We start from the raw sequence: 25003 nt of genomic DNA, 5'->3' as shown, positions 1-25003 counted from the left end.
GACGTTGGCGGGGCAATAGCTGCCCCGCCCCACAAAAAGAACACGAACAAGGGACGGTGGCCCGATGGGGTTCTATTTTGCACAGCTATTGACTGGATTGGCGAACGCTTCCTCGCTTTTCCTGATCGCATCCGGGCTTTCGATCATCTTCGGCGTCACGCGGATCGTGAACTTTGCGCATGGCTCGTTCTACATGGTCGGCGCTTATCTCGCTTACACACTGGTCACACTCTGGAGTGGCAGCATCCTTGGATTTTGGGTCGGCGTAATTTTGGCGGCAATAATCGTCGGGGTGATCGGCCTGATCATCGAACTCACTATCCTGCGCCGCATTTACCACGCGCCCGAGTTGTTCCAACTGGTCGCAACGTTTGGCGTCGTTTTGATCTTTCAGGATGGCACGCTGGCGATCTGGGGGGCAGAGGACCTGCTGGGCCCGCGCGCACCGGGGTTGGATAGTGCGGTGCGCATCATGGGAGAACCAATTCCCGAATATGACCTCGCCCTGATTGCTATCGGGCCGGTCGTCCTGTTGGCCATCTGGCTGCTGTTTCACAAAACGCGATGGGGTGTTCTGGTGCGTGCTGCAACCCAAGACCGCGAGTTGGTCGGGGCGCTAGGCGTCAACCAAGTCTGGTTGTTTTCAGCGGCCTTCGTTCTGGGGTCATTCCTGGCTGGATTGGGCGGCGCGCTGCAAATCCCGCGCGAGGCAGTATCTCTGCAGATGGACCTGTCGATCATTGGTGAGGCCTTCGTTGTGGTTGTCATCGGTGGTATGGGCAGCGTGTCCGGCGCGTTTGTGGCGGCGGTTCTGATCTCGGTCCTGAACGCATTTGCCATCCTGATCTTCCCGCAGATCTCGATCGTCTTACCCTTCATTATCATGGCGATTGTCCTGATCTTCCGCCCGCATGGTCTGTTTGGCAAACCGGGCAGCGAAAAAGGAGCACCCGAGGAGCCGGACCAACCACTTGCGCTGATGGATCAGAAATCAGCAATGGTGCTGATGGCTGCGCTGTTGGTTTTGGCCCTTAGCCCCTTGTTCACTGCAGATTTCACCTCGGTCCTGATGGTCGATGTGATGGTCGCGACGCTATTTGCCGTATCGCTTCATTTCATGATGGGCGTCGGCGGCATGGTCAGTTTCGGACATGCCGCCTATTTCGGCGTTGGTGCCTATGGTGCCGCGATGGTGGTCAAATTCCTTGGGCTCGGCATGGTCTCGGCAATGCTTTTCGGCCCGGTTTGCGCGGCTATTGCAGCGCTGTTCTTCGGCTGGTTCTGTGTTCGGCTGTCTGGCGTTTACCTTGCCATGTTGACCTTGGCCGCAGCCCAGATCCTATGGGGTGTCACGTTCCAATGGCAGGAATTTACAGGCGGGGATGATGGCATCCTTGGTGTATGGCCTGCGAAATGGGCCAGCTCTGACAAGGTTTATTTTTACATCGCCTTCGTCCTTTGTATTGGCGGAATATGGGCGCTGCGTCGTGTGGCCTTCTCTCCGTTCGGCTATATCCTGCGCGGCATACGCGACAGCCAAACCCGGGCTGAATCGATTGGCATCGATACCCGGTTTCATCAATGGATGGGATTTGTGCTGGCGGGTGGCTTTGCCGGTTTGGCCGGGGTCGTCTTTGCATTCTCCAAGGGCAGCGTCTTTCCTGACAGCCTCGGCATCGCGCTGAGCATCGACGGTCTGATCATGGTTCTTCTGGGTGGCATTCACGCACTGGCGGGTCCGATCCTGGGGGCCGGTGCCTTTGTACTGATCGAAGATTGGGTCACGCGGTTAGACTATTGGCGTTTCATCTTCGGGGCCATCATTCTAATCGTTGTCCTAGTGGCACCTGACGGAATTGCGGGCGGTGTCCAGCGCCTGCTGCGCGGCCTGAAAGGAGGCCGCGCATGACCAACGTTCTCGAAGTCCGCAACCTGTCTAAATCCTTTGGCGGCGTGCAGGCCGTGAAGGGTGTGAATTTCGATCTGAAGGAAGGGGAATTCCTTGCCTTGATCGGTCCCAACGGCGCGGGCAAAACCACATGTTTCAACATGCTGAATGGCTACCTGAAACCGGATGCAGGCTCGGTATCCTTGCGCGGTCAGGCCCTGATCGGCCATCCGCCGCGCAAGATTTGGCGTATGGGCGTTGGTCGAACGTTCCAGATTACGGCAACCTTCCTGTCGATGACCGTTGTGGAAAACGTCCAGATGGCGCTGATCTCGCATCACCGCCGGGTGTTCGACCTGTTTTCCCGCGCGACGCGGATGTATGTGGATGAGGCAATGGCGTTGCTGGAACTTGTTTCGATGCAGGATCAAGCCGGGCGGGCATGTTCGGAACTGGCGTATGGCGATCTGAAAAGGCTGGAACTGGCGATTGCCTTGGCGCATGAACCCGCCCTTCTGCTGATGGACGAACCGACGGCGGGCATGGCACCGTCCGAACGGCTAGCCCTGATGGCGTTGACCGCGGAAATCGTGGCTAAAGGCGGCGTAAGCGTGGTGTTCACCGAACATGACATGGACGTCGTTTTTGCCCATGCTCATCGTATTCTGGTGCTGAACCGGGGTGAGTTGATCGCCGAAGGCACAGGGCCTGAAATCCGCACCAACCCATTGGTCCAAGAGGTATATCTGGGCGGTGGCTCAGTCTTTGAAGCGGAGAGCGCCCATGCTTGATGTCAAAAACCTTGGGGCCTGGTACGGCCGTGCGCAAATCCTCAACGGTGTTTCGCTGAACGTCGGCGAGAACGAGGTGGTTGCGCTGATGGGCCGGAATGGTGCCGGCAAATCGACCACCATGAAGTCCATCATGGGATTGGTGCGGCACATAAATGGCACCATCCGCTATGCCGAACGCGAGATTCAGGGGAATACCCCTCATGCGATCTGTCGCCTTGGCATGGGTTATGTCCCCGAAGACCGTCGGATTTTCGGGGATCTGACCATCGAAGAAAACCTTGAAGTCGGACGCCGCGAACCACGTCCAGATGCACCCGAATGGACACAGGAACACTTGTTCGAGCTGTTTCCAAATCTGGCTGAACGTCGCAAGAACCTGGGCAAACAGCTTTCGGGTGGGGAACAACAGATGCTGACCATTGCCCGCACGTTGATGGGCAATCCCAAGCTGGTCCTGTTGGATGAGCCATCAGAAGGGATTGCCCCGGTCATTGTTGAACAGATGGCCCGCGTGATTGCGGAACTGAAACGAGAGGGGCTGTCGGTGCTGATCAGTGAACAGAACCTGCACTTTGCGCGTATCGTGTCGGACCGGGCTTATATCATCGAAAAAGGCGAAATGCGGTTCGAAGGCAGCTTTACTGACCTCGACGAAAACCCAGAAATTTCAAATACCTATCTTGCCGTATAATACCTTGGTCTTGTGGGAAGGACATGGCTTTGATTATTATAGTACGAACAATTGAATCAGGCAGGAGCCGTCATGACGGAATCGATTGAAAGCTATGCGCTTGACGAGCAGGTCGGCTATCTTTTGCGGCTGGCGAACCAGCGCCACGCGTCGATTTTCCAGTCACACACATTGGACGGCCTGACGCCAACGCAGTTTGCTGCGCTGATCCGTATTGCAGATTTGGGCAAGTGCTCTCAAAACCGGTTGGGGCGGCTGGCGGCAATGGATGTTGCGACAATCAAAGGGGTCGTTGATCGCCTGCGTCAAAAGGGATTTGCGGTTGTCGAACCCGATCCGGACGACAAGCGACGCACACTGATTTCGCTATCCCCCGAAGGCGAGGCCATGGTCGCGCGGATGAAAGATGTCGGTCAACAGATCACCAACGAAACGCTCAAGCCGCTGACGGCCGCTGAACAGCGCAACCTTATCCGTATTCTGCGAAAAATCTCATGATTTGACGGGCCGTTTGGCAGACGCCTTGTCCAACTGCAATTCAGACCGGGAAAACTGGATCGGAGTGCGCAAACCGGGCACGCCCTCCGGGTTGATCTGCATCTGGCGATGCTGAATCTGCGGGTCGCTTAGTGCCTCGTGCACTGAATTGATCGGGCCACCGGGCACGCCATGTTGTTCAAGGGCCGCCAACAGATCAGCCTTGGTCCATTTCAGACAGGAACTCGTCAGCAATTCAGTCAACGCAGCGCGATTTTCCACACGGTCCGCATTGGACATGAATCGGGTATCGTCGATCAACCCCGACAGGCCCAGTATTTCGCACAGGCTTGCATATTGCCGGTCGTTTCCACAGGCGATGATGATGTGCCCATCCGCCACCGGAAACACTTGATAAGGCACGATATTGGGATGGGCGTTACCCAGTCGCGTTGGGCACACACCCGAGGCCAGATAATTCATCGCCTGATTGGCCAGAACGCCCGTCATGCAATCCAGCAGGCTCAGATCCACGTGTTGTCCCTGCCCCGAACGCTCTCGTTCAGCAAGTGCAGCCTGAATGCCGATTACCCCGTAGAGGCCTGTGAAGATATCTGCAAAGGCGACGCCGATCTTTTGCGGCTCTCCCTCCGGGTCGCCTGTCAGGTCCATGATCCCGCTCATACCCTGGATAAGAAAATCATACCCCGCCCGATGGGCATAGGGTCCATCCTGACCGAACCCAGTGACGGATGCGTAAACAAGTCCGGGGTTGATCTGTTTGACGCTATCATAATCCAGGCCATATTTTTTTAACCCGCCAACCTTAAAGTTTTCAATCAGCACATCCGCATCGCGGATCAGGTCCAACAGCTTCGCCCGATCACCCGCATCCCGGAAATCCAATGCGATACTGTCCTTGCCCCGATTGGCCGCGTGGAAATAGGCGGCTGTCTTATCGCCATCGCGCTCGATAAACGGAGGGCCCCATTTTCGCGTATCATCCCCCTCGGGGCTTTCGATCTTCAGCACATCTGCCCCCAGATCAGCCAGTGTCTGCCCAATCCAGGGTCCGGCCAGAATGCGGGCCAGCTCGATCACTTTCAATCCGTGCAAGGGGGTGCTCATGGGTTGAACCTTTCAAAACTCTGCTGCGATCGGCCAACTTGTGTCCGGGATCGAATCCTGCATCTCCCCAACAGCATAAGTCCGATGTTTCGACAACCCGCTTGTCAGTCATGCCACCCTGCCGAAGCGTAGTATTTTCGTTAGTACACTAATTTTTTTCACATTTGGGTCAAGAGTCCGACTCAGGAAAATTTTATTCGTACAGAAACGTATTGACAGGCACGCGCTTCTCACAATACTCATTTGTATACTAACGATTAGGCGCTCCATGACTTACGTCGTCACCGAAAACTGCATCAACTGCAAATTCACCGATTGCGTGGAGGTTTGCCCAGTGGATTGTTTCTACGAAGGGGAAAATACACTGGTCATCCATCCGGACGAATGCATCGACTGCGGCGTGTGTGAACCGGAATGCCCCGCCGACGCAATCCGCCCGGACACCGAGGATGGGATGGAAAAGTGGGTCCAACTAAACGGCAAATACGCAGAGGCTTGGCCCGTCATCACCGAAAAGAAAGACCCGATGCCTGCAGCGGACGACTGGAACGGCAAAGAAGGCAAGCTTGCGCTCTTGTCGGATGCCCCGGCAGAATAGGAGACTAATATGTCGCTGGATTCTACGACCAAAACTGAATTCCCCATTCCGGCGGGCGTGTTCGCCCAAACCGTTACCGAAGTGAAGCATTACACCGACCGGCTGTTCAAATTCCGCATCACCCGCCCGGCTTCCTTCCGGTTTCGGTCAGGTGAGTTTGTGATGATTGGCCTGCCGAACGCGGAAAAACCTGTGTACCGCGCCTATTCCATCGCATCACCCAGTTGGGACGAAGAGATCGAGTTCTATTCCATCAAAGTCCCCGACGGCCCGCTGACCGAACACCTGCAGAAAATTCGCGAAAGTGATACGGTTTTGATGCGCAAAAAGCCCACAGGCACGCTGGTCAATGACGCGCTGTTGCCAGGCAAGCGGCTTTGGATGTTTTCGACCGGAACCGGCATTGCGCCCTTTGCATCGCTGATCCGCGACCCCGAAACCTATGAGAAGTTCGACGAAGTAATCCTGACCCATACCTGTCGGGAAAAAGGCGAGCTGGACTATGGCAAAGAATTGGTTGCGGCGCTCAAATCCGATCCGTTGGTGGGCGAGATGGCGCAGAATTTGCGGCACTATTGCACCCTCACGCGTGAGGACTATCCGTTCAAAGGTCGGATCACCGACCTTATGGCATCGGGCAAAGTATTCGATGATTTGGACCTGCCGCCAATCTCACCTGAAACAGATCGCGGAATGATCTGCGGCTCGATGGCGATGCTGCAGGATACCAAGGCCGCGCTGGAAGGGTTCGGTCTGGAAGAGGGCGCGAACAACAAACCTGCAACTTTTGTGGTCGAACGCGCTTTTGTCGATTGACCAACCGGGGCTCTGCCCCGCCCTACACCGGGATCTGGTGAAACGCTCTCACACCAGATCCCGCGTGTCTCGGGACTTACTGATTGTCCCGCTTTCCTGTCTTGTTCAGAAACGCCTCCATCCCGGCCCGCGCTTCGGGTGAGGATTGGGCAATCGCCGCAGCCAGGCTTTCGGTAAAGAAGCCATCACTGGCCGACATGTCATTGATGCGCGTGATCGCCTGCATCATCATGTAGTTTGACAGCGGTGCGTTCTCGATCACGCGCCGGGCCAGCTCCATCGCTTTGTCGAACACGGTTCCGTCCGGCTCAACATAATGTGCCAGCCCCAGTTGCAAACCTTCGTCCGAGCCATAGCGGCGGCCGGTCAGCATCATCTCCATCATCCGGCTGGCCCCAATAATCCGGCCAACACGTACCGTTGCGCCGCCGCCGACAAAGATCGCGCGGCGTCCTTCGGGCAGCTCATAGAACGTATCCTGCTGCGAGACCCGAATATGGGCGGTCATAGCCAGCTCCATCCCACCGCCCAGAACACCACCGTTCATTGCGGCGACGACCGGAACCCGTCCGTATTCGATTTTGTCGAAAATCCGGTGCCACAGGCGGCATTCATGCATCGCCCCTGCGGCGTCGCGCATCGAATGTTCCAACAGGTCCAGCCCGGCACAGAAGTGCTGACCGGAACTGCGGATCACAACTGCGCCGATCTCATCGGGAAGGGTGTCAAAATAATGCTCGATCTCGAACAGCAGCCCGTGATTGATCGCATTGAACTTGGCAGGTCGGTCCAGCGTCAGGATACCAACCGGGCCGTCTGTCTCTGGGGTGATATGTGTATATTCCATTGCAAAGCCTTACTTGGGTTCCAGACGGATCGCGCCGTCCAGACGCACGCATTCACCGTTCAGCATGGTGTTTTCGATCATGTGCCCTGCCAAGCGCGCAAATTCAGCCGGCTGCCCAAGGCGCGACGGAAAGGGAACCTTGGCACCCAGACTGTCCTGAATCTCTTGCGGCAGCAAATCCATCATCGGGGTCGAGAAGATACCCGGTGCAATCGCCATGACCCGAACGCCCGAGCGCGCAAACTCCCGCGCCGCAGGCAAGGTCAGACTGGCCACCCCACCTTTCGAGGCAGAATAAGCCGCCTGCCCGATCTGCCCCTCAAAGGCCGCCGCCGACGCGGTGTTGATGATAATCCCCCGCTCGTTATCCTCAAGCGGTTCATTTTGCATGATCCGCTCAGCCGCCAGGCGCATGACATTAAAGGTGCCAATCAGGTTGATCTGAACCGTTCTGGCGAACCCGTCCAGCGCCGCCGGGCCGTTGCGCCCTACGATCCGCTCGCCATGCGTTACGCCGGCGCAATTGACGACAACACGGGGCAAACCATTGGCGGCAGTTGCCGTGTCCAGCGCCGCAGCAACCTGGGCCTCTTTGGTGACGTCGCAAGGCGCGGCAATTGCCCCCATCTGCTTTGCGGCCTCGTCCAGTTTGTCGCCGGGCAAGTCGAACAGGGCCACTTTCGCCCCGCATGATGCAAGATATTCGGCCGTCGCGAACCCCAACCCCGAAGCACCGCCAGTCACGATTGCGGATGCGTTTTCGATTCTCATTCCATGTCTCCCTGTGTGCCCCGTACGCCATGACGCAACGAAATCAGGCTTCGGTCTTGCGCGATTTCCTGATGCATCATACCCGTTAAGTCAGAACTTAGTGAACGATCAATAATACATTTGCATACTAACAATTTTTTGGATAGCCTGATTTTCAAAATATGCATCATGTCGTGTCCATGACGACCAGATGACAGGGAGAGGAAAGATGAGCATTTCAGCCCGGCAAAGTGAAGACGGTGTTGTGCCTATCCAAAAATTCGCGCCTTCAAAGGTGTTGCGAGAAGACCTAAGCGATGGCGCCTTTGTTTTGCGCAGCCCATACCCGCTGAATGTGGATGTACAGTGCGTTTCTGAATATCTGGAACGCTGGGCGGAAGAAGCACCCGATCGCCTGTTTCTGGCCGAACGTGGGCCAGACGGTGAATGGATCAGCGTCACCTATTCCGAGGCTTTGACGCAAACCCGCTCACTAGCTGCGTTTCTTCTGAACAAGGGACTGGGTAGAGATCGCCCGCTTTTGATTCTGTCAGGCAACTCGGTCCGGCACGGTCTGCTGATGCTGGCTGCTATGCATGTGGGCATTCCGGTAGTGCCGGTTTCTGTCCCTTACTCTCTGTTCGACGAGTCGCTGGCCAAACTGCGCCATATCGTCCGGACCACCAATCCCGGTATGGCCTATGCCGATGATGCCAAGGGCTTTGCCCATGCTTTTGAGTTTCTCGCCTCGGAAGGCATCGAACAGCTGTCGGACGATGGCGCACTGACATTTGAACGCGCCCTGGAAGCCACAGCTGACGAACCGGTTGCCCAAGCGCGGGCCGTGATTGACCATGACACGCTGGCCAAGATTCTGTTCACTTCCGGCTCGACCGGGTTGCCCAAGGGCGTGATCGTAACGCAGCGCATGATGTTGGCCACTCAAGAAGCCGTGGTGCAGATTTGGCCGTTTCTGGAAAGCGCCCCACCTGTCGTGGTTGATTGGCTGCCCTGGAACCATACGTTCGGCGGCAATTTCAATTTCAACATGATGCTGCGCAACGGCGGCAGCTTCTATGTTGATGATGGCAAACCCGTGCCGGGTGAAATCGAAAAGACAATTCGCAACGTGCGCGACGTATCGCCCACTCTGTTCTTCAACGTCCCGCGCGGTTTTGACATGCTTTTGCCGGTCCTGCGCGAGGACACAGCCTTTCGCAACGCTTTTTTCAAGCGGCTTGATCTGATCTTTTTCTCTGGTGCGGGGCTACCCGACCATCTTTGGGAAGGTCTGGAACAATTGGGCGTGCAGGAACGGGGCGAGAAAATCCCGTTTGTAAGCGCCTGGGGCCTGACCGAGGCGATGATGGCCACATGTGTGCACTTCCCCATCGAAAAGGCAGGAGTCATCGGGGTGCCGGGTCCGGGATCCGAGCTGAAGTTTCTGCCCAATGGTGGCAAGTTGGAAATGCGGGTCCGCGGACCGCATGTGACAACAGGTTATCTGAACAACGCCGAAAAAACCGCCGAGGCGTTTGACGAGGAAGGGTACTTCCTGACTGGCGACGCGGGCCGCCTGCAAGATCCAGATGACCCATCAAAGGGCATCGTATTCGATGGCCGCATCTCTGAGAATTTCAAACTGATGACCGGCACTTGGGTCGCCGTCGGCAACTTACGTGTTGCATTGCTGCAGGCCCTCAGCCCGATTGCCTCGGATGCCGTCATTACCGGCCATGACCGGACCGAAATTGGTGCGCTGCTGTTCCTGAACGTAGATGAATGCAAAGTCCTGACCGGACGGGGCGACACTTTGGCTGCCTATGCCGACGATCCGGCAGTACGCGCCTTCCTCACTGAAAAGCTGGCTGCATACAATGCCGGGCAAACCGGCAGCGCCACACGCGTGAAGCGCGTTCGCATCGAACACGACGCCCCGTCAGTTGAAAAGAACGAGATCACCGACAAAGGCTATATCAATCAACGCCTTGCGCTAGAGCTTCGGGCTGACGCGGTCACTGGCTTGTATGATGGAGCCGCGGATGTGATCGTATCAGGAAAGGCCGCCACATGATCGACTACACCGCCTCTGAAGCCGAGATTGCATTCGTCCTCAAGCATATCGGTCGGCCCGAGCGGCTGCCAGATTGGAGCGACGATCTGGCCGAGGCCGTAATCCCAGCCTTGGGCCGCTTCATCAACACCGAAATTGCCCCTTTGGACATGATCGGCGAGGAACACGGCGCGCGTCTGGAAAATGGCCGTGTACGGATGCCACCGGGCATGGTTGCCGCCTATAAACGCTATGCCGATGCCGGTTGGCCGGGCCTTTGTGCGCCTGAAGAATATGGCGGGCAAGAACTGCCACACATTCTGGGTGCGGTTCTGGCGGACATGCTGGCTGGCGCGTGTATTTCCTATGAGATGGTGCTGAGCCTGGCGCAGGGCTGCATTCGAACTCTGAATGCCTCGGGCAATGACGATCAAAAGGCGCGGCTGTTGCCGCCGCTGGTGTCCGGTGAATGGATGGCATCGATGTGCCTGACCGAACCGGATGCGGGGTCAGATCTGGGTCGGATCAAAACAACCGCTACGCCCGATGGTGATGACTACGTGCTCAGCGGCACCAAAATCTTCATTTCGGGCGGTGACCACGACTATACCGACAACGTCTTGCATCTGGTGCTCGCGCGCACCCCGGATGCGGCACCGGGGGTCAGGGGCCTCAGCCTGTTCGCCTGCCCTGCCGTGTTACCCGATGGGACACGTAACCGGGTTCAGACCGTGCGGATCGAAGAAAAGATGGGGATGCATGCATCACCCACCTGTCAGATGGCGTTCGACGGCGCAAAGGCCGAATTGTTGGGCCATGAAGGCCAAGGTCTGGCCGCCATGTTCACCATGATGAATGCCGAGCGCCTGGATGTGGCCCTGCAGGCCGTGGGCCAGATGGACGTGGCCTTTCAGCGTTCGCGTTTGCATGCCGCAGGTCGGCGCCAGGGAACGACATCAGAAGGCACGGCGCTGATCACCGAACACGGTGACGTTCAGCGGATGTTGCTGGATATCTACGCCTATACGCTGGGATGCCGGGCGATGGTCTATCGCACTTTTGTGGATATGGATTTGGGCGCCGATCAGGGGTTGCTGGATATCCTTACTCCGACCTGCAAGGCCTTTGCGACCGACGCAGTCAACGCGGCCTCAAGCCAAGCGGTACAAATCCACGGCGGCTATGGATTCTGCAAGGAATACCGCGTTGAACAGATCATGCGCGACAGCCGCATCATGGCGATTTACGAAGGCACCAACGGCGTTCTGGCGACCGGAGTGGCCCGCCGCGCGATCCGCGCAAATGGCGGCGCGGCGGCGCAAGCTTTTGCCGATTTGGCCTCAACGGGCCCCAGCTCGGTCGAGCTGGCCGATGCGATCGACGCCTGGAAATCCGCAACCCAAGTCATGCAAAGCTATACGGATATCGGACCGTCGGTCTCGGACTATGTGCGGCTGACCGGGCTGGTATATTTTGGTCGCGCCTGGGCGGATCTCGAGGCCGCCGCGGACAATGCCCCCGAGCCCGAATTGTTGCGCGCCACTGCGGCCCATGTCCGGGCGCGCATTCTGCCGGAAGCCGGTTTGCTGCGGCACCGCATCCTTAATCCAGAACCCACGCATTCTGCGGCGATCTTCGCCGCGTGAACATCAAGGACGACACATGACTGACTTTACTCTTCCCGAGGCCAGCCCTCAGGCCGACGCGGCGTTCCGTGCCGGTCTGGCCGCTGGAAAATTTCTGATCCAGCGCTCAAAAACCACCGGTGAATACAACTTCTACCCACGCGCCCTGTCCCCCACCACCGGAGCAGACGATCTGGAATGGGTCGAAGCCTCGGGCCGCGGCACCGTCTTTGCCTCGACCATCATCCGGCGTCCGGCGAAATACGGCGGTGACATCAACAACGTACTAATTGATCTGGACGAAGGTCCTCGCATGTTCAGCCGCATTGTGGACGTGGACAACGAAGCGATCACCATCGGTATGAAAGTGCAGGCCGTTGTCATGACCCCCGACTTCGGACCCAACGCAAAATCCGGCGAAGCCGCCGTGTTCTTCAAGCCCGCGGAATAAGGAATTCAATCATGGCACACGCACTTCGCGGCAAATCCGCTATCGTTGGCAAAGGCTATTGGGGTTTGGGCAAAACGCCCAACACCTCACCAATGGAACTGATCGTCAAAGCCACACAGAACGCGCTGACCGATGCAGGCATGGACCTGTCCGAGATCGACGGCGTCTGTGGCGGCACCTTCTACCACTTCTTCCCCACCCTCTCGATCGCCGAGTATCTGGGCATCAAGCCAACCTGGGCGAACTCGGACATGGTGGGCGGATCGTCCTTCATGTCCTATCTGGTCGAAGCGACCATGGCGATTCAGGCGGGCTTGTGTAAGAACGTGCTGATCTGCTACGGCTCGAACGCGAAATCCGCGCGCGATCTCAATGGGTTGATCGAAACTCCTCAATGGGAACGCGCCTATGAACCAATGGTGCCGGTGCCGGGATATGCCTTCACCGCGCAACGCTATATGCACGAGTTCAACGTACCCAAAGAGCATTTCGGACATGTCGCCATCTCGGCCCGGAAATGGGCTCAGCTGAACCCCGATGCGACAATGCAGGATGACCTGACGATGGAGGAGTATCTGTCCTCGCCCATGGTTGCCGATCCACTGGCGGTTCTGGATTGCTGCCTGATGTCGGATGGCGGTGCCGCGATCATCGTGACCTCGGCCGACCGCGCAAAGGATTTTCAGGAAAAGCCCGCCTATTTCCTTGGGGGCGGCAATGCCATTTCCCACCGCGAGATCAGCCAGGCTGCCACGCTGACCACAACCTGTGCCGCGGAAAGTTCGAAACGCGCGTTCGAGATGGCCGGCGTCACCACCAAAGACGTGGATGTCGTCGAACTTTATGACGCCTTCACCATCAACACGCTGCTGTTCCTCGAGGACATGGGCTTTGTAAAGAAAGGTGAGGCGGGGGCCTTTGTAGCCGATGGCAACATCGCACCTGGTGGCTCGCTGCCAGTAAACACCAATGGCGGCGGGTTAAGTTGCGTACACCCCGGCATGTACGGCCTGTTCTGTCTGATCGAGGCTGCAACCCAAATCCGGGGCGACGGTGGCGATCGTCAGATCGACGATGTAAATGTCGCGATTGCCCATGGCAACGGCGGCACGTTCTCGAACGAGTTCACGACCGTTCTGGGCAGCGAAGCTGCGCTTTAAGTGATCAAAGTGGGGCGCAATTGCGCCCCCAAAGCTTGAGATTTTGCTAATACGATAAAACGCAACCTGCCGAAGACGTACCCTCGGCAAGGGTTATTTAGCGTCTGAAGCAGACAATCCAAGTTCGTTTTGTTGGTAAAGCCCTAAGCCCGACCGCCAATCTGGCGGCCGGGTTTAGGCTTCAAACCTACGTTTCTCGTGTCTTTAAAGTACAGGTACGCGCGCTGCAGGAGGGGTCGAGCGCGACCGTCCGGTACGCATCTTACCATCAATCATAACAGCCCCAACTCCGGGGATGTTGCCGACGGCCATTCCTTCCAAAACGTTCTTACCGTCCGATCCCTCTGGGCGGTCCATGAACACCAGATCGGCTGGACGGCCAGGTGCCACGATCCCTTGTGCAAGACCCCGTCTCTTTGCCACGTTTCCGGTGCCACAGCACCACGCCTGTTCGGCAGGCAATCCGCCAATACTGGCCAACAGAGTTGCCATCCGCAGCATTCCGTTCGGCTGTACGCCGGACCCTGCTGGGGCATCCGTTCCAATCAGGAAATCGGCAAGGCGTCCTTCGGCCAGAGCGCCTTCCAGTGTCACAAGTACCGATTTCTCGTTACCATTGTGTACGGCTTCAAGCGCCCCTTTCGCGTGACGGCAAAGCTCTCGGATTTCATCCTGCGAAATTGAGGTTGGTCCGCCATTGATATGACTGACTACGTCCGGTTGCGCCTCTAGCACATCTGCAGCTCGAACATCGTGAGAGCCCGCAATCGAAGGGCCGCCAGTATGCATAATGGTTTCAATTCCCAATTCCCGACACCAGCCAGTGACGCGTGCCGCGTCGGGGCCTTTGGCTACTGTCCCAAGGCCGATCTCACCAATATGCCGGATACCGGCCGCCTTTATTGCCGCATAGAAATCGCGATCAAAATCAAGTTCAGGCACTGGCGCTCCCGCCAAAACCTTGGCACCGGACGGGCGGGAATTTGAATAGCAACGTTGTGCCACCATCGCCAATGCCTTGACGCCTTCGGCATCCTTGGGGCGACCGGGCAGATGGACTTCGCCCGCGGAAATAAAGCTTGTGACGCCGCCGTTAACATTCATTTCGATCCAGCCGATCTGGCTTTGGCGTGGGGTCCAATCGCCGAAAACCGGGTGGCAATGGCCATCAATCAGGCCCGGTGCGACCGCACAACCAGAGGCATCGATGATGCGATCCGCATCGCTGGCCTCAAGGCCCACAATCTCTCCGTCTTCGATGAGAAGGCTATCACTGTCCGCAATAGGCGAGTCCAGATCACCGGTCAGAAGCAAACCGATGTTGCGGATTAGTGTGCGACCCTGTTCCGGCGTGTCTTTTGGTGCGTCAGCCATCTGATCCCCCATTTGGCGTGTGATTTCTGGTTCATATTTGGATCAAAAAAAGCACGCCAAGTAACCGTTCGGCCGTCGTGCTTCCTTCAGACATTTTCATTAGTATACCAGCGATATTTAAAGGCCTGTGTCAAGACCTTCTAGTTGGCGCTACGCCGGGATTGGCTACCCTTGAGCGGTTGATTGACCAGAGCCAACCAATCCTCGCCTGTCAGATAGAAACCTGCATTCCCCAAGCCGCAGTTTAGTACCGCGGCTTGGGGGTTGTTGGCCCCTTTTGCCCCGGTTCAGGAAAACGCTTTGATGACTTTGGCGTAGTTGTCCAGCATCTCAAGCTCTTCATCCTGCGTGAAGTATCCGACGTGATGCCAGACTACGAATTCTTCGGTCCCGTATTTCTCTTTCAATGCACCAACCTGATCAATCACCTGGTCTACGGTGCCTTTCCAGACCCGACCCATCGGCACATGATATGGCGGGGCGTTATAGGCGAAATTGAACAGTTCCTCGAAATCGCGATAGTGCCGTTCGGCCTGCGCGTCGGTCGATCCGATGGTCAAATGCCCGCCCAAAACCAGAGTGTTTCCAACCGTCAGATCGGTATGGCCATGGTGGTGCGCTTCTTCCAGATAGATCGGCATCGTCATATCCATGAACTCATCCTTGGACACAAATGACACCAGCTTGGCGCCTTCCTTGGCCCAGAACTTCGCTGTCTCCATCGACCACGAAAACGGCACGTAAAGCGGTGGAAAATCCCGCCCGTCGGTCCGCTTACGCGGGCGCGAAACAATACCCATTTTGCGCAACGTGCCATTATCGTCCACCGCACCTTCGCCGCCATACTTTGCGGTCGGGGGGAAGGGCCATGTGATGTTGTCGGAAGGAATGTTCCAAAACTCACCATGATGACTGAAGGTTTCGTTGGTCCAGGCCTTTTTGACCACGGCCCAACTTTCCTCCATCAATCGACGGTTTCGGGCATCTTCCTTGCATCGGTCAGATTGGGTTGTTGTGATATCAAGATGTTGCGCCAGTGTATTCAGCCAGCGCGGCGTGTTGCCCCGAACAAACCCACAGAACAATCGGCCACCGGACATGTGATCGATCATTGCCAGATCCTCGGCTAGACGCATCGGGTGATGCGCCGTCAGCGCCATACCCACCTGCCCCACCATCAGATTCTTGGTGTTTGCAGCGATGTGCATGTTCCACAAAAGCGGGTTGGTCGTGGTTTCGATTCCTTCCACCTGAAAGTGATGCTCGGTCATGCAAAACCCGGCATACCCATTTTCGTCGGCAAACTTCATCTGCTCGGTTGTCCGCTCCAACAGCGTTTCATACCGATCCGGGTCCGAGCCGGGCAGAACGACATCTTCGCCCTTTGAACGCATGTAGGGTTGCACAAGGATATGGGATTTCATGGTATTACCTAAGGTTAGTGACCGATAACTAAATACTATTCTATGACCTCTCAGCGGAACTTGATTTGGGTCAAGAAACGCAAAAAGGGCGCCCTGTTTCCAGAACGCCCTTTAGAACCGCTGTCTGTGAAGAAGGAGGAGTTACAGACAGCGATCAGCCCGACATACAACGCCGGGTTCACCGGCCTGCATGATCAATTCGTGGCTGACAGCGCGGGGCAATGCCCGCGCCATAAAGGCGCGCGCTGCATCCACCCGATCCGCATAGTATTCTGGCGATTGAGAACCTGCTGCAGCGGTGGCCACCCGTGCAATCCGGGCGGACATCCAGGCCGATACGCTCAACGCCACGATTTCCAGATAGTCGCACGCCCCGGACAGCACGTCACCTTGCGCCGTGCCCAGCACCCAATCGGTCGAGCGCCCAAGCCGGGAAGCCGCATCGCGCAAGTTATTCTTCAAGTCAGAGACGTCGTCGCCCAGTTTGCCCGCCTCGTCCAGCATATCGGCCACCAGACCCTTGATGGCGGCACCATTGTCGCCGCGCACCTTACGCATAACCAGATCACGGGCCTGAACGGCATTGGTACCTTCGTAGATTTCAGTGATCCGCACATCACGCACCAGCTGTTCGACGCCGTAATCCTTGATGAAGCCATGCCCGCCATGCATCTGCACAGCCTCATTCGCCATTCGTGATCCCATGTCCGAAAGGTAGGACTTGATGACCGGCGTCAGTAGCGAAAGGCGCGCGTCTGCCGCTTTGCGCTGCTCGGACGTAGCGGCACGATGAGCTTCGTCCAACAGGCCCGCTCCAAAATAGGCCAGCGCACGGGCAGCGTCCATTTCGCCCTGGGCGGTCAGCAGACGGCGGCGTACGTCCGCATGGGCAATCAGCGGATCCGCAGGACCGTCCGGGTTCAACGGTTCCCCGTCCGCGCGCCCCTGATGACGTTCGTGGGCATATGTCGACGCGGTTTGCACAGCGGCCTCAGCCACGCCCAACCCCTGCAAGCCGACCGACAGGCGCGCGGCGTTCATCATTACGAACATCGCGGCCAGGCCTTTACCCTCGTCACCGACGATCCAGGCCTTGGTGTCTTCAAACGAAATCGCGCAGGTGGGTGATCCGTGGATACCCATCTTGTTCTCGATCCCGGCAATGGTGATCGTGTTTTGCTGGTCCGTCGTGTTGTTGTCCGCATCCAGCATGTATTTTGGTGCCAAAAACAGTGATAGTCCACGCGGTCCGGGCTGAGCGCCCTCGACCCGCGCTAGGATCAGATGGGCGACATTTTCCGACATGTCGTGGTCGCCCCAGGTGATGAAGATCTTGTTACCGGTGATGGCATAAGATCCGTCATCATTTCGCACGGCCTTGGTGCGGATCAGGCCCAGATCGGTGCCGCAATGCGGCTCGGTCAGGTTCATGGTTCCGGCCCAGTTGCCGGACGTCAGCTGAGGGCAATAGACCGCCTTTTGTTCGTCCGATCCATAGGCCATCAGCGCTTCGACAACGCCGAAGTTCAGTTCGTGGATCAGGGCAAAAGCCAGATTGGTTCCGGCCATCCCTTCACGCAGGGCGGCATGCAGGACGAAGGGCAGTTGTTGGCCACCATATTCTTCTTCCAGTGCCAGCGCGTTCCAGCCGTCTTCGCAGAATACCTTATAGGCATCACTAAACCCGGGGGCGGCATGGACCTGACCGTCTTCCAACCGCGCACCCGGGCTATCGCCCGCCTCATTGCAGGTTGCCAGATTGTTGCGCACAAACCCGTTGATCGCGTCAACGACCGCAAAGAACGTATCTTTGTCGCAATGCTCATATCCAGGCAGTGCCAGCGTTTTGTCGAGGTCAAGAACCTCGTCCAACAGAAAAGTAATGTCCCGCTGCGGGAGTTGATAGTCCATACCTATGATCCCTCAGTTTTTGAGCGGCTTGCCGGTCGTCATGGTGTGGCGCATTCGTTCGATTGTCTTATCCTTTCGGATCAGGCGCATCATGCCTTCGGCTTCCAGCCTGTGCAGCGCTTCTTCATCCAGAACGCCGCCCTCACCCCCGGCCAGTACGTGCGCCGTTTCACGCGCAATCTCGACCGCGTAGGGCGCGTCTGGCATAGCCTCGGCCAGTGCGGCCAGTTTGAGCTCCAGCGCGGCATTGATAGCGGCGGCATCCAGTGTGATCTCGGCCTTGGGCGCGGGTTTGTACCCGTCAGCCAGCGCCAGAGCCGCCGCCTTGGCCTCGGCCAGAAGGCGGTCGCGGTTCATGACAACGCCGTCCGTCGCGCGCAGATAGCCCGCGTGTTGCGCCATCGGGGCAGAGCCGGTCATCAGCGCCACAGAAATCACATCGAACGCAGCCTCGGCCCCTTGGACCGGATCACCCAACTCCGCCGCCTTGAGCAGCAACAGGGCTGTGGTTCCGCCCCACGCAGGCAGCAGGCCAACATTGGCCTCGACCAACCCGATATTGCTTTCCAAAGCGGCCATGACCCGATCCGAGTGCATTAGGATTTCGCAGCCGCCACCAAGGGCCAGACCACAGGCGGCCGAGACAACCGGGAACGGCGCGTATTTAATCTTGCGCATCGTGGCCTGACCGATGGCTAGTTGCCCTTCGACCAGATCCAATTCCCCCGCATCAGCACGATCCAGCGCTTTTTTTAGGTTCGCGCCCACAGAAAAGTGGTTGCCGTCCGACCCGATGACCATCGCTTTGAAGTCTCGGCCTACAACGTCCAGTGCTTCGCTCACACCTGTCATCACCTGATCATCCAAAGCCGCATTAAGTGCCGTGATCGTCAGCAGAGCGACACCATCACCCATATCGCGCAGCACAATGGCCTCGGTCTGGAACACCGGAGCATCCGTCAGGTCAGATGCAAAGATCACCCCGGGCCCACGCGGCACGTCCGCCTGTTCGCCCGAAGGCAACAGCACCTTACGGTCACGGCCCTGGCCTGAATAAATCCCGCCGCGTTCAGCGGCCAGCGCCAGCAAGGGCGGCACGTCCTGACCCTCGGCCTTCAAGCGAGCCACAATCTTGTCCGCACCAATCTTGTCGATCAGCTTGAATGGGCCCATACGCCAATTGTATCCCAGCTCCATCGCTGCATCGATATCCGCCGGGTTGGCGGTAATCTCGGGCACGCAGTATGCTGCGTAAGACAAAGTCGGCCCCATTACGGCCCAGGCAAAATCAGCCAACCGATCACCGGCCTGATCAATGAAGTCGACACCAAAGCTTTTGGCAAACTCCGGACCCTTGGCCTGCGCACGATACTCTAGCGTTGCCAGATCAACGGCTTCGGCGACTGGTTTGCCATTTTCGTCCTTGGATCTGCGATAGAAACCCGAACCGACCTTGCGACCAGCAAGGCCCTTGGCGGCCATCTGATCGAACAGCTCCAGACCGTCGGTGTGGAATTGCTGCGGATCATCAGCCTCAAGCAGATTGCGCATAGACAGGCGCGATTTGCCCATCAGGTCGATACCGATCAGGTCCATCAACGCGAATACACCCGTTCCGGGCACGCCGAAGGGACGGGCCAGCACTGTATCAGCCTCTTCAACTGTGATGCCACGCGCCACAGCCTCGCGGGCAGCGGCGTTCATCCACAGCCCGCCCAGACGGTTGGCGATGAAACCGGGGCGGTCGTTGCAGGGCACGACGGTTTTGCCGAGGCGTTCATCGCTGAACGCACGCGCACGTTCCGCAGCAGCCGGATCTGTGTCCGGTCCGGTCACAAGCTCAATCAGGCGCATATAGCGCGGCGGGTTGAAGAAATGCACGATGATGAACCGCTTGCGCAGGCTTTCATCCATCTGGCTGACCAGATCGGCCAGCGGAATGGTCGAGGTGTTCGAGCTCAGCAGCGCGTCCTCGCGAAGGTAGGGTGCAATTTTCGCATAGAGCGCGTGTTTGATGGCGAGGTCTTCCAGAACAACCTCAACCACCCAATCACAGGTCGAAAGCTGATCCAGATCATCATCCAGATTGCCCGCTGTCAGTCGGGCCGCATAGGCCGGATCGGCCAGTTGCGGCGCGCGGCCCTTGGTCATGCGTGCAATGGCACCTTTAGCCAACATCGAGCGGTCTTCGGCATCCTTTGGTACGATGTCCAGCAAAACGACTTCGGCACCGGCATTGGCGAAATGGGCGGCAATGCCTGCCCCCATCACGCCCGAGCCGATGACAGCAACTTTGTTGATCGCAGTCATTTAGAGAACCTCGAACAGACCAGAAGCACCCATACCGCCGCCGATGCACATGGTGGCAACGATGTACTTCGCACCGCGTTTCTTACCCTCGATCAGCGCGTGACCAACCATACGCGTGCCCGACATGCCATAGGGGTGACCCACGGAAATCGCACCGCCATCGACATTCAGGATCTCATTCGGGATGCCCAGCTTGTCACGGCAATACAAGGCTTGCGATGCAAAGGCCTCATTCAATTCCCACAGGCCGATATCATCCATCTTGAGGCCATTGCGTTCCAGCAATTTCGGCACTGCAAACACCGGGCCGATCCCCATCTCATCGGGCTCACAACCCGCGACGACGTAACCCATATAGCGACCCAACGGCTCGAGCCCGCGCTTTTCGGCCAGCTTCTCTTCCATCACAACCTGCGCCGAGCCACCGTCGGACAGTTGCGAGGCGTTACCGGCCGTAATCCACTTGTCCTCACCCATCACTGGAGTGAGACCCTGCAGGCTTTCCAGCGTGGTCGAAGGACGGTTGCACTCGTCCTGCGACAGCGTGACCTCTTCATAGGTGATCTCGCCGGTTTCCTTATTCTTGTTCGCCTTGGTGACCGTGATTGGCACGATTTCATCGTCAAATTTGCCCGCAGCCTGCGCCGCGGCGGTGCGCTGCTGCGATTGCAAGGCAAATGCATCCTGCGCCTCGCGGGTGATGCCATAGCGTTCGGCTACAGTATCGGCGGTCGCGATCATCGGATCGTAGAACCCACGAATGTTCTGCGCGATCCAGTCCTCTTTCAGGCGATAGGTGTTATCGCGACCCATCACCAGCGAGATGCTTTCGGCACCGCCACCGACAACCACATCGCAGCCATCGACCATGACCCGCGAGCAGGCGCGTGTCAGCGCCTCAAGACCCGAGGAGCAGAACCGGTTGATGGTTTGGCCCGATGCGGTCACGGGCAGACCGGCGCGCATGGCGACCTGACGGCCAAGATTGCCGCCATTTGCACCTTCGGGGACGGCATTGCCAATGATCACATCCTCAATTTCGGACGGGTCAACACCGGCGCGTTTGACCGCCTCGGCGACAGCATGGCCACCATAAACGGCGGGGTGAGTGTCGTTGAAAGCACCGCGAAAGGCTTTGCCAATTGCAGTACGGGCGGTTGAGACGATTACAGCAGAACGCATTAGATTGATCCTTGAAGGAAGTATTAGATGTCAGTGGGCAGCTTGTAGTCGGCGTATTGCTCACGCAGATGCAGCTTTGAAACTTTGCCGGTCGCGGTGTGCGGAAGCTCGGCCTGGAACACTACGTCGTCGGGCGTCCACCACTTGGCGATCTGACCGTCATACAGTGCCAGAATGTCCTCGCGGCTGACATCCGAGCCCTCACGCCTGACAGCAACGATCAGCGGGCGCTCATCCCATTTACGGTGTTTGGCGGCGATACAGGCGGCCTCCAGAATGTCCGGGTGGCTCATGGCGATGTTTTCCAGATCGATCGAGGAAATCCACTCGCCGCCCGATTTGACGACATCCTTGGTTCGGTCGGTCAGGCGCAGATAGCCTTTCGGGTCGAGCGCCGCCACATCACCGGTGATGAACCAACCGTCCTCGGTAAAGGCATCGGCACCGGCCCCACCCCAATAGCTTTCGGCAACCCAGTGGCCACGCACTTGCAACATGCCAGAGGCGACGCCGTCATGTGGCAGCAACGCGCCTTCGTCATTAACGATACGCATCTCGACGCCGTAAAGCGCGCGGCCCTGTTTGGTCTTCAACGCAAGACGGTCGTCGATTGGCAGTTTATCCTCGCCCCATTTGGGCACCGAAAGCGTGCCGACGGGGCTCAGCTCGGTCATACCCCAGCCATGCACCACGTCGATACCGTGGCCTTTTTCGATCTGCTCGATCAGTGACAGAGGTGCTGCTGAACCTCCCATCATCGCACGTTTGACTGTTTTTAACGTGGTGCCCTGTTGATCCAGATATTCGAACAAGCCCAGCCAGACAGTTGGTACACCTGAGATCATCGTGACCTCTTCATCGTCCATAAGTTCGCGCAGCGGGGCCGGATCCATGCCCGGTCCGGGCATTACCAGTTTGGTGCCGTTCATCAGGGCCGCATAGGGAATACCCCAGGCACAGGCGTGGAACATCGGCACCACGGGCAAAGTGGCATCACGCGAGCTGAGCGCCAGCCAGTCGCCACCGGACACGCCCATGGCGTGCAACACGGTCCCGCGATGGGAATACAAAACGCCTTTGGGATTGCCAGTTGTGCCAGATGTGTAGCACAGCGCCATGGCCGCGTTCTCATCCAGTTCGGGCCAGTCATAAACCTCGGGCTTGCCCGCGATCAGGGATTCGTAGTCACTGACCGGGGTGTTCATCTGCGGCACCTGGTCCGGGCCAGTCAGACTGAACCAGGCCTGAACGCTGGGGCAGCGGGCCGAGACAGCATCGATCAGCGGCGCAAAAGTCGTGTCGAAGAACATATGCGTGTCTTCGGCGTCGTTGATAATAAACGCGATCTGATCGGGATGCAGGCGCGGATTGATCGTGTGGCAAATCGCACCGATGCAAGCCAATGCATAATAGAGTTCCAGATGCCGATTGTTGTTCCAGGCCAGCGTCGCGACGCGGTCACCCGGCCCCACACCCAGTTCGGTCAAAGCGTGCGCCAGTTGTTGGGTCCGTCGCCCCATATCCGCAAAGCTGTACCGATCAATCGTCATGTCCGAGTTGCGCCAGACAATCTCCGCCTCGGGATGCGCACGCATGCCATGACGGAAAATGCTGGTCACCGTCAGTGGCATCGTCATGATCTGACCGGGAATCGTCGTTTTTTCTGCGCTCATTTTTTGCCTCTCAATGTGTTTTTCTGTATCTGCGTCCGTCACAGAGGCGCAGGCGGCATTTCTCCGATGTCCCGTTCGATCCGCCATGACATTTGCAAAACGCCCAGATCGTCAAAGCGGCGTCCGACCAGTTGCATACCGATCGGCAGCCCGTTGCGGTCTAGTCCGACCGGAATGCTGGATGCCGGTTGCTCAGTGAGGTTGAACAGGAAGGTATGGGCCCAGCTTTCGAACGGCTTATCGGGGTCAGACCCCGGCCGGTCGGCAGCAAAGGCGGTGTCCGGTGTCGATGGCAGCAGGACAAAATGATGGCCGTCAATCAGCGCCAACGCACGTTCGCGCAACGCCTGCGTGTGGTCGAAATTCCGCTGATGCTCAACAGCGGACAAAGCGCGTGCATCGTTGGTCCAGTCGCGGATATAGGGCGTTTTCGCCTGTTCGGCCTCGGGTTGGCGCATCAGTTCGGACAGGGTACGTATTTTGTAGAATGCCTCGGCGGGTTCCCAGTCCATTCGGCTGAACGGCGCGGTTTCAAGATAGGTGACCTGAACGCCCATATCCCGCAAAACCTGCGCCGTCCGTTCCAGCGCTGCCTGAACATCTTCCGCCACCGGTTCGCCCAAGCCCAGCTCGGGGATGACCAGAACCGACATACCTTTGCGGTCGCCGCGCGTCAGGCGCGAAACATAGTTCACGCCGTCCCGTGCCAATGCCGCGAAATCGCGCGTATCCTCTCCGGTCAGAACATTCATATGCAGCGCGACGTCGCCAAAATTGCGAGCCAACGGCCCCGCCGTGATCGCCGGGCTGTTGCAGACGTAATAGGGCACTCGCCCCTGGCTGGGCTTCAGCCCGGCCAGGCCGCAATACGAGGCTGGCAGACGGATGGATCCCACGATGTCGGTCCCAATCGAAACCGGCTCGATCCCAGCGGCAACACTGGCCGACGCGCCCGAAGATGATGCGCCTGTCGTGCGCAATACATCCCATGGATTGCGGGTAACCCCATGCTTTGAGCTCACTCCACCTGCAAGAATGCCGTAATCGCACATGGTATTCTTGCCCAGGATCACGGAACCGGCCTCACGCATGCGTGCTACCGTGGGATGATCGGTTGTGCTGACCGATGCCTCACCCGCCGCCGAGCCGCGATAAGCGGGCATACCGATGCAATCCATTGCGTCCTTGACTGTTGTCGGCACGCCATCCAGCGGCCCCATTGGTTTGTTGTCGTGCCAACGTTTCTCAGACGCCCGGGCCGCTTCAAGCGCGCCCTCGGCGTCCACGTGGTAAATCGCGTTGATACTAGGATTTACCGACTCAATACGGGCCAGCGCTGCCTGCGTGACCTCGACCGGAGACAGCTCCAGCCGAGCAAAGGCCTGCACCATGGCACGCGCCGAAAGTTGGGAATATGGGGCGGTCATTCGGGTGCTCGATCAGATAAAGGGGATCAGTCTTCGGTGCGCTGGACGTAATAGACCTTGGCCGCAATCTTCCAGCCCTCGCCGGTGCGGATCAGCGACAGGTAGTCGATGAAGTATCGCGGCTGCACGGCGCAGTCGATCTTGACAAAGGCTGTATTCGGCCCTGATTGATCGATCGAGATCGTGTGACCATAGACCGGATAGCCTTTAGATTTTGGGCTTTCGCGACCGCCGATGACCTCTTTGTATTTCTCCAGCGTCATGTGGATATAGCTGCCATCCTCGTTGGCGCAGCAAAGATCACATTCAGGCAGAAACATCTGGTCGGTTTTGCTGATGTCTCCGTCATGCAGGTTTTCGATATACGCCTGCATCAGGGTTTCGATCTCGGCAAATGCGGTCATAGGATATCCTCGGTCATGAG

At 57.8% G+C, this 25003-nt stretch carries 21 protein-coding genes; 10 read left to right on the top strand and 11 right to left on the bottom strand.

The genetic code is table 11. The features are described from left to right. Positions 1-64 precede the first annotated feature (64 nt). From AC2FFH_RS09760 to AC2FFH_RS09745, 4 genes are all read left to right on the top strand, one after another. Positions 65-1909 carry an ABC transporter permease gene (locus AC2FFH_RS09760; RefSeq protein WP_496766270.1) on the top strand — a complete coding sequence of 615 codons (1845 nt, stop codon included), beginning with the start codon at positions 65-67 and terminating at the stop codon, positions 1907-1909. After that, entirely contained in the window at positions 1906-2679 is a 774-nt protein-coding gene (locus AC2FFH_RS09755; RefSeq protein WP_496766268.1) for an ABC transporter ATP-binding protein, read from the top strand. Before AC2FFH_RS09760 ends, AC2FFH_RS09755 begins: the two co-directional genes overlap by 4 nt. Continuing rightward, positions 2672-3373, top strand: coding sequence for an ABC transporter ATP-binding protein (locus AC2FFH_RS09750; protein WP_496766266.1), 702 nt, complete (start codon positions 2672-2674; stop codon positions 3371-3373). The genes AC2FFH_RS09755 and AC2FFH_RS09750 overlap by 8 nt, the downstream gene beginning before the upstream one ends. A 72-nt stretch (positions 3374-3445) precedes the next feature. After that, positions 3446-3871 (top strand): MarR family winged helix-turn-helix transcriptional regulator, encoded by a 426-nt coding sequence (locus tag AC2FFH_RS09745; protein WP_108859585.1) that lies wholly within the window; start codon positions 3446-3448, stop codon positions 3869-3871. Here the strand turns inward: AC2FFH_RS09745 and AC2FFH_RS09740 are convergent. Continuing rightward, positions 3866-4978, bottom strand: coding sequence for a CaiB/BaiF CoA transferase family protein (locus AC2FFH_RS09740; protein WP_496766264.1), 1113 nt, complete (start codon positions 4976-4978; stop codon positions 3866-3868). The genes AC2FFH_RS09745 and AC2FFH_RS09740 overlap by 6 nt on opposite strands. A 268-nt stretch (positions 4979-5246) precedes the next feature. On the opposite strand from AC2FFH_RS09740, the gene fdxA reads away from it, so the two are divergent. Together fdxA and AC2FFH_RS09730 are read left to right on the top strand one after the other, a co-directional pair. After that, positions 5247-5576, top strand: a complete 330-nt coding sequence (gene fdxA, locus AC2FFH_RS09735) for a ferredoxin FdxA (RefSeq protein WP_282169614.1) — start codon at positions 5247-5249, stop codon at positions 5574-5576. Between the two features lie 9 nt (positions 5577-5585). Further along, on the top strand, positions 5586-6392 hold the full coding sequence (locus AC2FFH_RS09730; RefSeq protein WP_109311145.1) for a ferredoxin--NADP reductase: 807 nt from the start codon (positions 5586-5588) through the stop codon (positions 6390-6392). Positions 6393-6468: 76 nt separating this feature from the next. Here AC2FFH_RS09730 and AC2FFH_RS09725 read toward each other — a convergent pair whose 3' ends face one another. Then, positions 6469-7239 (bottom strand): crotonase/enoyl-CoA hydratase family protein, encoded by a 771-nt coding sequence (locus AC2FFH_RS09725; protein WP_496766260.1) that lies wholly within the window; start codon positions 7237-7239, stop codon positions 6469-6471. Positions 7240-7248: 9 nt separating this feature from the next. After that, positions 7249-8010, bottom strand: coding sequence for an SDR family NAD(P)-dependent oxidoreductase (locus tag AC2FFH_RS09720; RefSeq protein WP_496766258.1), 762 nt, complete (start codon positions 8008-8010; stop codon positions 7249-7251). A gap of 208 nt (positions 8011-8218) precedes the next feature. On the opposite strand from AC2FFH_RS09720, the gene AC2FFH_RS09715 reads away from it, so the two are divergent. Genes AC2FFH_RS09715 through AC2FFH_RS09700 form a run of 4 tightly spaced genes read left to right on the top strand, consistent with a single transcriptional unit; the run spans position 8219 to position 13278 of the window. Further along, positions 8219-10063: a feruloyl-CoA synthase gene (locus AC2FFH_RS09715; protein WP_496844304.1), complete on the top strand. Its 1845-nt coding sequence runs from the start codon at positions 8219-8221 to the stop codon at positions 10061-10063. Continuing rightward, positions 10060-11688 carry an acyl-CoA dehydrogenase family protein gene (locus AC2FFH_RS09710; protein WP_496844303.1) on the top strand — a complete coding sequence of 543 codons (1629 nt, stop codon included), beginning with the start codon at positions 10060-10062 and terminating at the stop codon, positions 11686-11688. Before AC2FFH_RS09715 ends, AC2FFH_RS09710 begins: the two co-directional genes overlap by 4 nt. Positions 11689-11704: 16 nt before the next feature. Next, a complete protein-coding gene (locus AC2FFH_RS09705; RefSeq protein ID WP_496706163.1) occupies positions 11705-12118 on the top strand; it encodes a Zn-ribbon domain-containing OB-fold protein in 414 nt (137 codons plus the stop codon). Positions 12119-12129: 11 nt separating this feature from the next. After that, positions 12130-13278, top strand: a complete 1149-nt coding sequence (locus AC2FFH_RS09700) for an acetyl-CoA acetyltransferase (RefSeq protein ID WP_496844302.1) — start codon at positions 12130-12132, stop codon at positions 13276-13278. A 204-nt stretch (positions 13279-13482) separates the two neighbouring features. Here the strand turns inward: AC2FFH_RS09700 and AC2FFH_RS09695 are convergent, their stop codons facing one another. From AC2FFH_RS09695 to AC2FFH_RS09660, 8 genes are all read right to left on the bottom strand, one after another. Next, on the bottom strand, positions 13483-14652 hold the full coding sequence (locus AC2FFH_RS09695; protein ID WP_496844301.1) for an amidohydrolase family protein: 1170 nt from the start codon (positions 14650-14652) through the stop codon (positions 13483-13485). Between the two features lie 287 nt (positions 14653-14939). Then, a complete protein-coding gene (locus AC2FFH_RS09690) occupies positions 14940-16076 on the bottom strand; it encodes an LLM class flavin-dependent oxidoreductase (protein WP_496844300.1) in 1137 nt (378 codons plus the stop codon). Between the two features lie 141 nt (positions 16077-16217). Next, positions 16218-17987 carry an acyl-CoA dehydrogenase family protein gene (locus AC2FFH_RS09685; RefSeq protein WP_496844299.1) on the bottom strand — a complete coding sequence of 590 codons (1770 nt, stop codon included), beginning with the start codon at positions 17985-17987 and terminating at the stop codon, positions 16218-16220. A gap of 12 nt (positions 17988-17999) precedes the next feature. Next, positions 18000-20297, bottom strand: coding sequence for a 3-hydroxyacyl-CoA dehydrogenase/enoyl-CoA hydratase family protein (locus AC2FFH_RS09680; protein WP_496844298.1), 2298 nt, complete (start codon positions 20295-20297; stop codon positions 18000-18002). Beyond that, the gene (locus AC2FFH_RS09675) at positions 20298-21479 is read right to left on the bottom strand and encodes an acetyl-CoA C-acyltransferase (protein WP_496766239.1); all 1182 of its coding nucleotides are present in this window, start codon (positions 21477-21479) and stop codon (positions 20298-20300) included. 23 nt (positions 21480-21502) lie between these two features. Beyond that, the gene (locus AC2FFH_RS09670; RefSeq protein WP_496844297.1) at positions 21503-23152 is read right to left on the bottom strand and encodes a long-chain-fatty-acid--CoA ligase; all 1650 of its coding nucleotides are present in this window, start codon (positions 23150-23152) and stop codon (positions 21503-21505) included. 38 nt (positions 23153-23190) lie between these two features. Further along, positions 23191-24579 carry an amidase family protein gene (locus AC2FFH_RS09665; protein ID WP_496844296.1) on the bottom strand — a complete coding sequence of 463 codons (1389 nt, stop codon included), beginning with the start codon at positions 24577-24579 and terminating at the stop codon, positions 23191-23193. 26 nt (positions 24580-24605) lie between these two features. Further along, positions 24606-24983, bottom strand: coding sequence for a nuclear transport factor 2 family protein (locus tag AC2FFH_RS09660; protein ID WP_496844295.1), 378 nt, complete (start codon positions 24981-24983; stop codon positions 24606-24608). Positions 24984-25003: the final 20 nt, after the last annotated feature.

Source organism: Ruegeria sp. YTSC003, from assembly GCF_059609785.1.
This window is presented reverse-complemented; position numbering and strand designations above follow the sequence as displayed.